The sequence below is a fragment of the Flavobacterium sp. P1_E4 genome, from assembly GCF_056405915.1.
The window spans coordinates 85,553-99,495 of sequence record NZ_JBFUBE010000013.1; the positions used below are offsets into that span (position 1 = coordinate 85,553).

Consider the following 13,943-nt stretch of genomic DNA (forward strand, 5'->3'; position numbering starts at 1 on the left):
CAGTTTTACTCATTTTTTTCATTCTCGCAAAGCCAATTAATATCTTCAATTAATCTCTGAATATCTTCTTTTTTGGTGCCGTCATAAAAACCGCGGACACGTCTTTTTTGGTCTACCAAAACAAAATTTTCGGTGTGTACCATATCATATAATTGTTCTGGTTTTCCAAGCTTTACGGCCAAATAGGATTTTCTGGCCATGGTGTAAATTTCTTTTTTGTCGCCTGTTACTAGATTCCACTTTCCGTCAATGACACCGTATTTCTTTGCGTACGCCTTTAATGCAGGAACACTGTCGGTCTCAGGAAAAACGGTATGGGAAAGTAACATTACTTTTGGATTGTTCTTGATTGCTTTTTGTACATCGACCAAATTGGTGGTCATTTTTGGGCAAATTGAACCGCAAGTGGTAAAGAAAAAGTCGGCTACATATACTTTGCCTTCATAATCTTTTTGGGTAATCGTTTTTCCGTTTTGGTTCACAAAAGAGAAATCGGCAATTGTGTGGTACTTGCTGATATATTGTACGGTACTGTCTACCAATTCTGGGTTTACATCCGAAGGGTTGTAGATTGGCAATGTTTTACTGGGTTTCAAAGCCGAATAAAACAAGTAAAGTGTTATGATGGAAAAAATTAATACAACACCAATATAGACTCTGTATTTTTTTAGAATAGATAACATAAAATTAATTTGGTGCAAAAATACAAAAATGAGTTTCTTTTTAGGATTATTTAACGTGATGTATTTTTCATTAAATATAACAAAACAATAATTTATTAATATGTTTGTAACAACTTTTAAAAGAATTAATATGAAAAAAGTATTGACTAAACATCTTCTTTTTGTGATACCTGCATTGATTTGTATCTCTGAAATTGAAGCTCAAACCACTGAAAAAAAAGCTGAGCCAGGGATTAATGTTTTGTGTATGGATAAAAACACAAAGCCCAATGAAAATTTTTTTCGCTTTGCAAATGGTACATGGCTTGATAAAACAGAAATTCCAAGTGATCGTACAACTTGGGGTAGCTTTAATGAGTTAAGGGAAAAAACCGACAAAGATGCTTTGGCAATTTTGAAAGAAGCCTCAACGAACCCAATTTTCAAATCGAATACGGATCAAGGCAAAGCTATCAGCCTTTTCAAATCGATTATTGATACCGTCGCTCGTAATAAACAAGGGGTTGCTCCTTTGAAACCTTATTTGGACAAAATTGATAAGGTTAAAAACATTCAGGATTTACAAAAAATTTTAGTAGAGACGGAACCAATCATTAATGTTGGTTTTTTTGGGTTACGAATTGCAGCAGACAAAAAGGACAGTAATAAAAATATCGTAAATATAGGAGTTGGTAGTTTAGGCTTGCCAGACAAAGATTATTACTCATCTGATGATAAGGATTCTAAAGAGAAAAGAGAAAAATATCAGCTTCATATTGCCAGAATGCTTCAGTTTATTGGGGAGAACCCAGAAGAGGCTAAAGTTAATGCTTCAAAAATAGTAGCATTTGAAATTACATTATCTAATCCTAGGTTGGATAGGGTAGAACGCCGAGACGGTCGTTTGCAATACAATCCGATGACTATTGCCGATTTACAAAAAATGACACCGGCAATTGAATGGAACTCTTATTTTTCAGATTTAGGTTTCAAAAAATTAGATACTATTAACGTTTTGCAGCCTAGATACATGAAAGCGTTACAGACTATTTTTGCCGAAAACAAAGTTGCCGACTGGAAAGAATATATGAAATGGACTATTCTTAATGGATCGGCAGGAGAATTATCCAATACGATTGAATTGGCCAATTTTGATTTTTATGGAAAAACCTTAACGGGTGCAATCAAACAAAGACCAAGAGAAGACAGGGCTTTGCAAATTATAAACACTACAATAGGAGAAACATTAGGTAAATTATATGTTGAAAAAATGTTTCCAGCTGAAGCTAAAGAGAAGGCAAATAAAATGATCAAGAATATAATTTTAGCCTATCAGTTTCGAATTGAGAATTTAACTTGGATGTCGCCAGAAACTAAGATTAAAGCAATTGAAAAATTGAAAAAAATCAATCCTAAAATAGGATATCCAGATAAATGGAAAGATTATTCTGCTTTAGTGATAAATGCTCCAGCAGAAGGCGGCAGTTATTTTGAAAACATGAGGAATTATAGCCGATGGAATTTCCAAAAGGATATGGATAAACTTTCAAAACCAGTTGATAAAACAGAATGGGGGATGTCACCTCAAACGGTGAATGCCTATTATAATCCTTCCTATAATGAAATTGTATTTCCAGCCGCTATTTTGCAGCCGCCATTTTACAATTACAAAGCGGATGAAGCAGTAAATTATGGCGGAATTGGAGCAGTAATTGGTCATGAAATTTCTCATGGGTTTGATGATTCAGGAGCACGTTATAACGCCGATGGAAATCTTGTGAATTGGTGGACCCCCGAAGACTTAAAACAATTTACTGCATTGGGAACTGCACTTGCCGATCAGTACAGTGCGTTGGAACCACTTCCGGGAATTCATGTTGACGGGAAATTTACTCTTGGTGAAAACATTGGGGATTTAGGAGGCGTAAATGCCGCTTATGATGGCCTGCAATTGTTTTTGAAAGCCAATGGTAATCCAGGATTATTAGACGGGTACACACCCGAGCAGCGTTTCTTTATTTCTTGGGCTACAATTTGGAGAACAAAAATGCGTGATGAGGCTATAAAAAGCCAAGTTAAAACGGATCCACATACTCCTGGAATGTATCGTAGCTATGTTCCAATTCAGAACGTTGATACTTTTTATCAAGCATTTAATATAAAATCTGGCGATGGAATGTATGTTGTTCCTGAGAAAAGAGTTAAGATTTGGTAATTTATTAAATGAACTTATAAAAAAATCCCATTTGTCAAAATCTTGACAAATGGGATTTTTTTATAAGTTTTAAATGTAAACTACTGCTGAAAACTACAAACTAGCTGGTTTCCAATATGGATTCGCTTTTGCTTTTCTTTTTCCTCATTGCATAATTAATCAGATACAATCCAATTAAGGTTATGCTTCCGCCAAAGATAATTGCCGTGGTTAATGGTTCCCCAAAAATAAATGCTCCCAAAATTACTGCGACTATTGGATTCACATAAGCATAAACGCTACTCAATTCGGTTGGGAGTTTTTGCAAGGCATAAATAAAAGCAATAAAGGTCAATACTGAACCAATAACGACTAAATACATAATTGACCACCAAGAATTGGCAGGAATTTCAGAAAGAGGAATGCTCGCTCCAGTTGCTCCAACAAAGGAAAAAAGAAAAATACTGGAAATAAACATTTGTAATCCCAAACTAAAATATGGATTGAAGCTCGCTGCTTTTTTCTTGGTATATAAAGTACCGAAAGCCCAAGTAATTGTTGCCGCTATCGAAAGGATTATTCCAAATTGAAAGTCGGGTTCTAAAAAGTCGAGTAAGTGTTCATAAAAAATAACACAAACCCCACCGAAGCAAACCAAAATTCCCAAAATGGCCAGTCTGGTAACTCTCTCACCTTTAAAAATACTGATAAAGACAATCCACAAAGGAACCATCGCACCAATGATTGCCCCCAATCCACTGCTGATGTATTTTACACCCCAAGTGCTGAGTCCATTGCTAAAAACAAAATTGAGTAAGCTGAGAATAATTATGGTTTTCCATTGTTTTCCTTTGGGCCAGGGTGTCTTTTTAAACAAAAAGAAGGCGAGATATAAAGAACCTCCAATAAATTGTCTAATGCCTGCGAGTTGTAAAGCTGGCATATGTTTAACCCCTTCTTTGGAAGCCAGCCAAGTGGTTCCCCAAAAAAAGCTAACCCAACACAATGCCAAAATTGGTAAACCAATAGCATTTACTCTAGATTTAAAAGCGTTTTTTATTTCTGTTTTCAACTTATAAATTGGTTTTAGTAAAGGAATAACCCAAAACAGTTTCTACTTTATCACTCAAAATTAGTTTTCCAATAGAAGGCTTTGAGTGGTCAAATTGTGGCAAAGGTAAAGTTAATTCGGTTGCTTTTTGTGTATAATAAGTTTCTCTTGTGGGATGAAACGGACTGACTCCATTATATATTTCGTCCCAAGAATGGGTAGTTATGATTTTAACAATAATACCAATGCAATCTTCTTGATGGATAAAATTGATGTAGGCATTTGGATTTTCAAGGTTTACTTTCCCTGCCAAAAACTTAACTGGATTTCGATCTTCGCCAATGAGCCCGCCAAAACGGAGAATCGTGGTTTTGAAGTTGGGATTATTCTGCAAAAGCAACTCAGCTTCCAGTAATTGTTTACCACTTTCGGTATCTGGTTTTGGTATGGCTTCTTCGGTTATCGTTCCATCGACTTCACCATAAACAGAAGTTGAGCTTACAAAAAGCACATTTTTAATCGCCGATTTTTCAATATATGGAATCAGTGTTTTTACTTTTTCGACAAATATCTTTTCATTTGAAGTTGAAGAATCATTGTTCTTTCCTCTCAATTGTGGTGGAATGTCAATAATCAAAGTTTCACTTTCATCGAGAAACTCTTCGATGGCACCAGTCACACTTTTGCTATCAAGCGAAACCAAAAAAGGATCAATGCCTAATGATTTTAATGTAGAAAGTTTACCTTCGGATGTAGTCGAACCATTTATTGAAAATCCATTTATTAGTAAGGCTTTCGCCAAAGGAAAACCCAACCAGCCACAGCCCAATATGCTTATTTGTCTCATTTTATATTTTTTATAATCCATTATAAATCTAGAAAAAAACGTACTTTGTCTTTCCCTGTCCCACCAATGCGATGGTAAAATTTGATAGCTTTTTCATTGAATTTAGGAGTATGCCATTGTATGTTGATACACTTTTTATCCGATGCAATATGCTTTAATTTTTCGATTATGGCCTCACCAATTCCAAAACCGCGAACGTCTTCCTCTAGATACAAACAATCCAAATACATAAAAGTGGCAGCATCCCAAGTTGAAAAATCAAATGTATAACTCGCATATCCAACTATCGTTTCATTGACTTCCACAACCAAACAGAATAATTGAGGATGTTCGCGAAACAAGGCATTTTTTAGTTTTTCTTCTTTTCCAGTCGGATTGAAAGTTGCTCTTTCATAGTCCGCGTGTTTTTGGAACAAATCAACCACTTTATATATATCTATTGGCTGGCAATCTCGAATTAAATACTTCATTGAAGATTGATTTCGGTTTGCAAAAAACCTATAAAATGGTTGAAATAATCTGGATATTGTTTTTCAGCTCTAATGGCTATGAAATGTTTTCTTCTCAGTCCATTTTTACCAATTTTTATGGCTTTGATCGGACTGTTTTTTAAATAAGGTTGTAACGCCCATCTTGCCATAGACATCACGCCCATATCAGCTTTGACCATTTCGATGGAGGCTTCGGTGAGGGGCAATGGCGTTATTTTTTTAGGTGTTACTTGGGCTGGCGCCAAAACCATTTGATGAATCGTAACCGTTTCCATCGGCAGGGAATGAATGATTAAATGTTCATCTGCAAAATCTTCGGCAACCACATATTTTTTATTAGCCCAAGGATGATTTTCAGAAACTGCCATCACTACTTCATCCTGAAAAAGTTCTAGATATTTTATTCTGTCATCCTTGATTTGATCACTGACTATTCCAATGTCGATTACATTATCCAGTAATTTTTGTAGTGGATAGTGGGTGGCTTCTGTAACAATTTTCAATTCAACATTTGGGTACAAATGATGGAATTGCTTTAAAACGGAGGGCAACCAATGGTAACTGGAAAAGCATTCGGTACTGATGCGGATTTCGCCAAATTCTCCGAAAACCATCTCTTTGATTTGGAGTTCTGTTTCCGAAAGTTTGTCGAGAATCTCATTTGCAATTTCATATAATTTCTCGCCCGCTTTGGTCAGAACCAGTTTTTTGTTAGTTCTCAAAAACAGCTGCGTACCCAATTGGTATTCGGCTTCTTTGAGTTGATGACTTAAGGCCGATTGTGTCAAATGCAGTTTGTCAATCGCCTTTGTGATGCTTCCTTCTTCGACAATTGCCTTAATCAATCTTAGATGTCTGATTTCCATTTTTGAAAATTGTTTTCACAAAGGAACAAAATTTATGCTTGGATTTGTATGAAAAGAATTGATGGGATGGATGAATTCTTTTCGTTTTTATGGTAAATTTAGTTGTCCTAATTTTGGATTATTAATCAATCTAAAAAACAATATTAATGGAAGCACAAATAAAACATTATGAAAACAAATTAGCGTTCGAAATGGATCCGTCCGATTTGTTTGATGCGTTGAACAATGGTGAAAAAGTAATTGCTATCGATGCGCGAAAAGCTTTTGGATTTGAGGCAGAACATATTCCGAACGCGATTAACATTCCACATCGCGAAATGAATGTAGAAACTACCGCTCACTTGGACAAAGAAGTGCTGTATGTAACCTATTGTGATGGAATTGGCTGTAATGCTTCCACAAAAGGCGCTTTAAATATGACCAAACTAGGATTTAAAGTAAAAGAATTAATAGGTGGAATCGAGTGGTGGAAATTTGACGGATATGCGACCGAAGGTACTCAAGGAAATAATGATGGAGCGAAATTTGAATGTGCTTGTTGATGGGATAAGATTTTCAAATTCTTTAAGGTCATAAATTTATGACCTTAAAGATAATCCATTCAGTATGCAATATGTTTTAAACCCAATCCTCTTTTCGAATATGATACTCAATGTAAGGAACTTCGCTATTGTTAAAATCTACTACACCTATTTTAGTTGCACCAATTTTTGCAATAGCTTTTTGAGATATAATATTTGTTTCACCAATATGAAAAAGTATCGTATTAATGTATTGGAATGCATAATTAATCAGCAATTTTTTCATCGCTTTGTTATGGCCAGTACCCCAGTATTTTTTGGCTAAAAAAGTATAACCAATGGCAATAGCAGAATTTGTAGTGTCCAAATTATAAAAACGAGTACTTCCTATTAACTCATTAGTTGCGACATCATAAACTAGAAATGCACTTTTGGATGCCACTGCAGTATCCAAAAAAATCTGAAACTCTTCCCTTTTATACCGGTTTTTTGATGGGTGATTCTCCCATATTTCTGGGTCAGATGCTACTTTGTACAACATTTCAAGATCACTTTCTTGGAGCGGTATCAATTTTATTTGATCGTTTTCAAGCGTTTCAGGTTGTAAATTAAAATCTAAATTTGACATAATTGATTTGCTTTTCTTAATACTATTTATTTAACCCTCAAGCTATCTTTCACCGCCTTTAAACTATCCGTAATTACTGGTTGCACTGCGACAGGTTTCACAACAGGCGCAACGAATTTTTGATGTCGTCTTATTTTTTGAGTAATGATTACCGCATCATTCAATACAAAAGGTGTTGGCATCATCCAGCTTTCTCTTGGAGTCATCGAAAATAGTGGATTAACCATTAAATCAAAGGAACTTTCCATTACATCCATATCCAGTATTGTCGATTTGTTTATGATAAATTGCAATACCAACGGCTCGTTATCGACCACATAATAGCTCAACAGTTTTTTGCCGTTTCTTTCTAATTCGGTTCCTTCTTGACCCAAAGTGCTCACACCATTGGCTTTGAAGTTGAAAAATCTCATAATTTCAGCAGCAAAAATATCATAACGATTGACCTTTCGGTTTGGGGTGATTTGTATTTTTAAATACCTTTTCGAACCTACCACACTGTCTTTAAGAAAAGTAATGGTTGGTTTTGCAATTCCTTTGTCTGGAGCTTCAGCGGCATAGGTGAATCCTGAATTATATTTGCTAAATAACGTCAAATCATTGAATATTTTTGCCCCTTTTGGCTTTTCGCCTAAATAGCCTTTAGTCCAAGAATCCAGATTGGTATCATAAGTTAACCAATACGATTTTTGGTTATTGGCATTATAGAAATATACCAAACTGTTGGATTTGGCTTGACCCGATTCATAACCGGAATGGTATTGTGCTTTCGCCAAAAAGATAATAGAGAGTAGAAAGAACAATAATGACCAGCTTCCTTTTTTGGCGAAAGCCCCAAAAACAGGCAACAGCAATGCAAATGCCAAAACAGTCAGAATAGCACTTCCGAATAATACTTTCAATCCCAAACCTACCGGAAACATTTCGATAAACGGAGTAATAATCAGCAAGGCAGGAATTCCACAAATAAGGTTTACAATCCAATTGGACCTTTGGATAAACACAAAAACCGCAAAGGCAATAAGTCCAAAATATACCGGAATAATCAAGAATCCTGCACCACGCAAACTATTGGCAAGAAACCCATTCAACACAATCCAAAACAATAGCGGAACCACATAATGGTTCATCGTCACTTTTGGTTTGGAAGCTATTTGATAAAAGAAGAAACAAATCGAAAGACTTATCAATACAAAGGCCGCAATATAATCGTGCCCATTGTAGGTAAATCCATTGAGTAAATCATTGTATTGTGGATTTAGTAAAAGCAATCCTTTCCATCCGTAATAGGTGATCAATCCGGTAAAAATCAAAGAACCCAAAAACGGGAAAAACCCTTTCATAATATCGTTCAGTTTCAGCATTCTTTTGGCTTTGCCTAAAAACACCAATATGATTAACAAACCAGCCGCGATCATTGTCATTGGTACAACCCAATCAAATGGATAACTGATAAATGTAAACGGAATCGTAAAGTAAACATCGTCTTCTGTAGAAGCGGTAGTATTTAAATCGGCATTCGAGAAATAATTCAGTAACGGCATCAAATAAGAGCCTTGATGTTTCAAGGTGTTTTTGTCTAAATGCGCCACATCATCCTGTTGCGTGTGGTAATTGAAATGGTCGTCGATAAAAGCAAAATTAAATCCTTGAATATCGCCTTGCTCTCTAAAAACAGTTAAGTCGGTATCATTCGGCAACATTTTGTAAATACTGTACATCAATGAATTTGAAACCGGATAAGTAGCGTCTGCTTTGGCAAATTCTTTAACCAAACCTGCATTTCCTTTGTTGGTTTCCATTAACATATAACTCGGTCCCGATGAACCGCGTGCCTCAAAATTCAAGACCAATCCTACTTCTTTTGCCCATTGGTGTTGGGTAACAAAAAGAGCGGCGCCATTTAATCCCAATTCCTCAGCATCGGTAAACAAAATTATGATGTCGTTTTGGTGTTTGGTTCTTGCATTCAAAAAGGCACGAACACCTTCCAGGATCGTCGCAACACCCGATGCATCGTCACTCGCTCCGTGCGAAAAAGAATGTGGTGCGCTGTCGTAATGCGAAAGCAAGAGCAATGCTTTGGTGTTTTTAGTCCCTTCAATACGGCACATTATGTTTTTGGATTTTACCAAATTCCCCCAGTCACTCAAAGTAAAACCTTCCTGAACAGTTGTTTCTAATCCCAGTTTTTGAAGTTCTTTAATGATATAATTGGCCACAACCTCGTGGTTTTTGGTACCCACATAATGCGGTTGTTTTGCAATAGCATTAATATGTTCCAAAGCTCTGCTCGTTGAAAACTCGGTTATTTTATTGTCCTCATCAGCTGACCACGAGGGCATTAAAGAGGCAAATAAAAATCCAAAAATCCCAAGGATAATGACAACAGTTATAATTGAGGAATAGTTTTTTTTCATTATTTGAGGTATTAAATATCTTTTTTAACTAGCACATAATAATCATTTTCCAAAACCATATAGCCTTGGTCATACAGAAAATAGTAGGTATTTCCCGATTTGGTATTCAAAATATTGGTAAAAAATTCAAAGTCAAACCCCTTGCTCATCAACTTGGCTCGGGTCGTTTTGGATTTTCCATCGGCATTCACATTCAACTCCGACAAAATTCGGTAATTTTTACGCAATTTGTTATTGATATTGCGCATATAATTCGTACTATCCTTATTTATTTTGTTGTTATAGGCATTTCGGCAACCATCGCTGCAGAATTTTTTGTCTTCGCGACCTACAATTGGATCACCACATTCGAGGCAGGTTTTCATAATTTTACTTTTTAAGTCTATTTTTTAAATCAATCTAAGTGTAAAATTGGCCACAGATGAAACGGATTAAACAGATTCGCACGGATTTTTAATATATGACACTAGCTTTTATCTGTGGAAATACGCTCAATCTGTGTCATCCGTGTCCCAATCTTAAGCCGTTCCTCTCAATTCTCAATCTTTTTTATTTCATACAAATCGGTTCTTCGATCTTTCAGGATTCTCACACTTCCGTGTTCGTGCAATTCTTTGAGCAATCTCAAATCGACATCAACAATCAAAGTCATTTCGGTATTCGGAGTGGCTTCGGCTTTGATACCATTACTTGGAAAAGCAAAATCCGAAGGCGTAAAAACCGCCGCTTGCGCATATTGAATGTCCATATTATTTACCTTAGGTAAATTCCCCACACAACCAGCAATGGCAACATAGCACTCGTTTTCAATAGCTCTGGCTTGGGCACAGTGTTTTACTCGGATGTAGGCGTTTTGTGTATCAGTCAAGAAGGGAACAAAAAGAATATTCATTCCTTCATCGGCCATAATTCTGGAGACTTCCGGAAACTCGACATCATAACAAATCATAATTCCAATTTTACCACAGTCGGTATCAAAAGTCTTAATTTCTGATCCGCCTTTCATCCCCCAATGTTGCTTTTCATTTGGTGTTATGTGAATTTTGGTATACATCTCCGAAGTTCCGTCTCTTTTGCACAGAAACCCCACATTGTATAAATTTCCATTTTCCAGATACGGCATACTGCCCGAAATGATATTGATATTATACGAAATCGCCAATTCCTGAAACCGTTTCCGAATAGGTTCAGAATGTTTGGCTAGTTCCCGAATCGCTTCGGCTTCGGTCAAATGATTATAATCGGCCATTAAAGGCGCAATGAACAATTCGGGGAAAACTGCAAAATCGCAAGTGTAGCCCGAAACCACATCTATAAAAAATTCCGACTGTTCAAATAAGGCTTCAAGATTACCTAATGAACGCATTTGCCATTGAATTAACCCTAGCCGAATAACATTTTTTTCCGTGTTTATTAATCTTGGACTTTCGTCAAAATAGATATTGTTCCATTCCAACAAAACTGCAAATTCCTTAGAATCCTCATCACCCGCCAAATAGTTCTTCATGATTCGCAACACGTGAAAGTCATTACTTAGCTGAAACGAAAGCACTGGATCGTGTAATTGTTTGCTTTTTACTTTCTCAATATATTTCTTGGGAGTCATTTTGTCGGAATACTGACCGTAACTCGGAATGCGTCCCGCAAAAACAATAGACTTGAGGTTTAATTTTTCACATAATTCTTTTCGGGCATCATATAAACGTCTGCCTAAACGCAAACCACGATAACTGGGATGAATAAAAACATCGATTCCATATAATATTTCCCCATTTGGATTGTGCGTCGAAAAAGAATAATCACCTATTATTTGCAAGTAATTGTGCTTTTTGTCAACCAGTCTTTCATCTACGATCAAGGACAGGGCAGAGCCAACCACTTTTCCATCGACGAGAATTACCAATTGTCCCTCGGGGAAAACACCCAATAATGTCTCAATATCATTGGCACGCCAATAGGAATCCGCCATTTCGGGATACGATTCTACCATCGAGTTTTTGAGTTGTTTGTAATCCTCAAAAGCTAAATTCCGTAATTCTACTTTCTTTATTTTAGCCTGCATAATAATGGGAGAATTTTATGTGAATAATTAGTTTAAAACTACAATATTTTAATTTTTTGGAGCCAATCAATAGGCTTTATTTATGGGCATGGGTTCCTGCTGTACTCATAGTTTATATTTAAATTTTTGTATTCGTGAATATAAATATTTCGCCTTTATCTCTTCACTGCGTTGCGAGGATATCGGCTCCATCAGGGCTAATTAGGATTTATGGTTTTGTGTTTGTTTTCCATCCTAACTTTTAAACTGGCCACAGATGAGACGGATTAAACAGATTAGTACTGATTTTTATTTTGTGCATAACAGAAATTCATAATGTTTAATAGTCATATTTATAGAACTCTAATTTTTATCTGTGAAAATCCGTTTAATCCGTCTCATCTGTGGCCCAATCTAAAGTGTACTTTATTTGTTTATGATCGACTTTATCCAAATATACTCAAAAGTTTCCATTTACAAACGGTTACAAATAATTACAACCGAAAGTAAGTAGTTAGCAACCGAATAACTTTTATAAGCCATCGCATCTTTGCCAAGTCGAAATGAAATAAGTAATGTCAATTTCGATAAAACAATCATATACACACTAAATATTTAAATTTTACACGCCATGAAAAACAGAGTACAATTAATCGGAAACGCAGGAAATGACCCAATCATCAAAACTTTGGATGGAGGAAGAAAAGTCGCCAATTTGACTATCGCCACCAACGACAGTTACAAAAACGATAAAGGAGAACGAATAGAGCAAACCGAATGGCATACCGTAGTTGCCTGGGGGAAAACTGCAGAGATTATGGAGAAATTCGTAACCAAAGGCAAACAAATTGCCATAGATGGTAAACTAACACACAGAAGCTACGACGACAAGAATGGTGAAAAACGATATATCACCGAAGTAGTCGTAAGCGAAATTATGTTACTCGGAAAGTAGGTTTCAGAAAGCATATTTCAGAATAGAGAAGGCAGACTTAGACACGGGCATATGAAGGACAAGACTAGTGTTTTTAAGTGTTGATTTATCAGAATACGGTCATGCTGACTGAGTAAGCATCTCAATTATTTTAATAAAAAAAAGAGTTCCGTTATAGCGGAACTCTTTTTCAATACATATAAATTAACTATTACGACGGTTCATTTTAAACCAACAGGGAATTAAAAAATGTTTATTTATGCAATTCTATCTGCCAACTAGAACTAAGCTGTTTTTTTTAGCAAGTCAAACATAGGACAACGACCGCAACGTTTGTTCTCACTTTTCATGTATTTTTCGCAACAACTAGACTTGCAGTTTTCAGCTACTTTTATCTTTTTAAGGATTTCTTTTTTTTTGTCCTTTTTTCTTTTTTTCTCTTTTTCTTTCTTGCTCACCGTGTAAAGAATTTAAAACCAAGGCAAATGTATATTATTTTTATCTGTTCTAAATAAACTTTAACACTTTTTGGAGCAAAAAAATCCCCAAAACGTAACTTAATCATTTTGGGGTTATTATTTATGAAGTGTTCTCTTAATTATTTAACTGTTGCTGCCGCACTTGCTATCGCCATCTGTTGAATATCACGATCAAATAGATACAATCCACCTTTATCATCTCCAATAAGGTTGATTTTATCCAAAATGTTTTTGGCAGTTGCTTCTTCTTCGATTTGCTCGGCTACGTACCATTGCAAGAAATTATGGGTAGCATAATCTTTTTCTTCAAATGTGATGTGTACCAACTTATTAATCGATTCCGAAACAAAAATTTCATGTTTGTAAAGTTCTTCAAACATTCCTTTGAAAGTTTCATAAGTCGTTTTCGGTGCTTTCAAGTCGGTAACTTGAGCGTGACCACCACGTTCGTTAACATACTTGATTAACTTAAGCATGTGTAAACGTTCCTCGTCAGATTGTGCGTACATAAACTGTGCGATTCCTTCCAGCCCATTTACCTCGGACCAACAAGCCATTGATAGATAGGTTTGAGAAGATTCTGCCTCAATACGAATTTGTTTGTTCAGCGCGGTTTCGATATTTTTTAATAACATGATTTCTAGGTTTTTAGTAAAATTAGAAAATAAATCGTTAAATCTGCTTCTTTTATTGCGGAAAATGAAACAATCTTGACCAATTTAGAATCTTTAAAAACGCTTTACGATGGTATTAAATGAGATAAAAAAAATATTGTTTTGTAATAATAGTGAGACAAAAACTAAAAAATA

At 35.7% G+C, this 13,943-nt stretch carries 13 protein-coding genes; 3 read left to right on the plus strand and 10 right to left on the minus strand.

Annotation, left to right across the window (positions count from 1 at the left end; genetic code table 11):
• Positions 1–5 precede the first annotated feature (5 nt).
• Positions 6–683 (minus strand): SCO family protein, encoded by a 678-nt coding sequence (locus AC1DY0_RS12995; RefSeq protein ID WP_477189020.1) that lies wholly within the window; start codon positions 681–683, stop codon positions 6–8.
• Between the two features lie 130 nt (positions 684–813).
• Here AC1DY0_RS12995 and AC1DY0_RS13000 point away from each other — a divergent pair, with 130 nt between their 5' ends.
• Positions 814–2,877 carry a M13 family metallopeptidase gene (locus AC1DY0_RS13000; RefSeq protein ID WP_477189021.1) on the plus strand — a complete coding sequence of 688 codons (2,064 nt, stop codon included), beginning with the start codon at positions 814–816 and terminating at the stop codon, positions 2,875–2,877.
• Positions 2,878–2,977: 100 nt separating this feature from the next.
• Here the strand turns inward: AC1DY0_RS13000 and AC1DY0_RS13005 are convergent, their stop codons facing one another.
• The 4 genes from AC1DY0_RS13005 to AC1DY0_RS13020 are packed head-to-tail and all read right to left on the minus strand — an operon-like array spanning position 2,978 to position 6,111.
• Entirely contained in the window at positions 2,978–3,928 is a 951-nt protein-coding gene (locus AC1DY0_RS13005) for a DMT family transporter (protein ID WP_477189022.1), read from the minus strand.
• Position 3,929: 1 nt separating this feature from the next.
• Entirely contained in the window at positions 3,930–4,754 is an 825-nt protein-coding gene (locus AC1DY0_RS13010) for an NAD-dependent epimerase/dehydratase family protein (RefSeq protein WP_477189023.1), read from the minus strand.
• Between the two features lie 20 nt (positions 4,755–4,774).
• Entirely contained in the window at positions 4,775–5,224 is a 450-nt protein-coding gene (locus tag AC1DY0_RS13015; RefSeq protein WP_477189024.1) for an N-acetyltransferase family protein, read from the minus strand.
• Entirely contained in the window at positions 5,221–6,111 is an 891-nt protein-coding gene (locus AC1DY0_RS13020) for a LysR family transcriptional regulator (protein WP_477189025.1), read from the minus strand. The genes AC1DY0_RS13015 and AC1DY0_RS13020 overlap by 4 nt, the downstream gene beginning before the upstream one ends.
• 146 nt (positions 6,112–6,257) lie before the next feature.
• On the opposite strand from AC1DY0_RS13020, the gene AC1DY0_RS13025 reads away from it, so the two are divergent.
• Positions 6,258–6,653, plus strand: a complete 396-nt coding sequence (locus AC1DY0_RS13025; RefSeq protein ID WP_477189026.1) for a rhodanese-like domain-containing protein — start codon at positions 6,258–6,260, stop codon at positions 6,651–6,653.
• 76 nt (positions 6,654–6,729) lie between these two features.
• On the opposite strand, the gene AC1DY0_RS13030 is transcribed toward AC1DY0_RS13025, so the two are convergent.
• The 4 genes from AC1DY0_RS13030 to AC1DY0_RS13045 form a co-directional block, all read right to left on the minus strand.
• Complete coding sequence (locus AC1DY0_RS13030) at positions 6,730–7,260, minus strand: GNAT family N-acetyltransferase (RefSeq protein WP_477189027.1); 531 nt, start codon at positions 7,258–7,260, stop codon at positions 6,730–6,732.
• A 26-nt stretch (positions 7,261–7,286) separates the two neighbouring features.
• Positions 7,287–9,680, minus strand: coding sequence for a M28 family peptidase (locus AC1DY0_RS13035; RefSeq protein WP_477189028.1), 2,394 nt, complete (start codon positions 9,678–9,680; stop codon positions 7,287–7,289).
• 11 nt (positions 9,681–9,691) lie between these two features.
• Entirely contained in the window at positions 9,692–10,045 is a 354-nt protein-coding gene (locus AC1DY0_RS13040) for a hypothetical protein (RefSeq protein ID WP_477189029.1), read from the minus strand.
• 167 nt (positions 10,046–10,212) lie between these two features.
• Positions 10,213–11,742 carry a GNAT family N-acetyltransferase gene (locus tag AC1DY0_RS13045; protein WP_477189030.1) on the minus strand — a complete coding sequence of 510 codons (1,530 nt, stop codon included), beginning with the start codon at positions 11,740–11,742 and terminating at the stop codon, positions 10,213–10,215.
• Positions 11,743–12,352: 610 nt separating this feature from the next.
• On the opposite strand from AC1DY0_RS13045, the gene AC1DY0_RS13050 reads away from it, so the two are divergent.
• Positions 12,353–12,676: a single-stranded DNA-binding protein gene (locus AC1DY0_RS13050; protein WP_477189031.1), complete on the plus strand. Its 324-nt coding sequence runs from the start codon at positions 12,353–12,355 to the stop codon at positions 12,674–12,676.
• A 577-nt stretch (positions 12,677–13,253) separates the two neighbouring features.
• Here the strand turns inward: AC1DY0_RS13050 and AC1DY0_RS13055 are convergent.
• Positions 13,254–13,769, minus strand: a complete 516-nt coding sequence (locus tag AC1DY0_RS13055) for a ferritin (protein ID WP_477189032.1) — start codon at positions 13,767–13,769, stop codon at positions 13,254–13,256.
• Positions 13,770–13,943 lie beyond the last annotated feature (174 nt).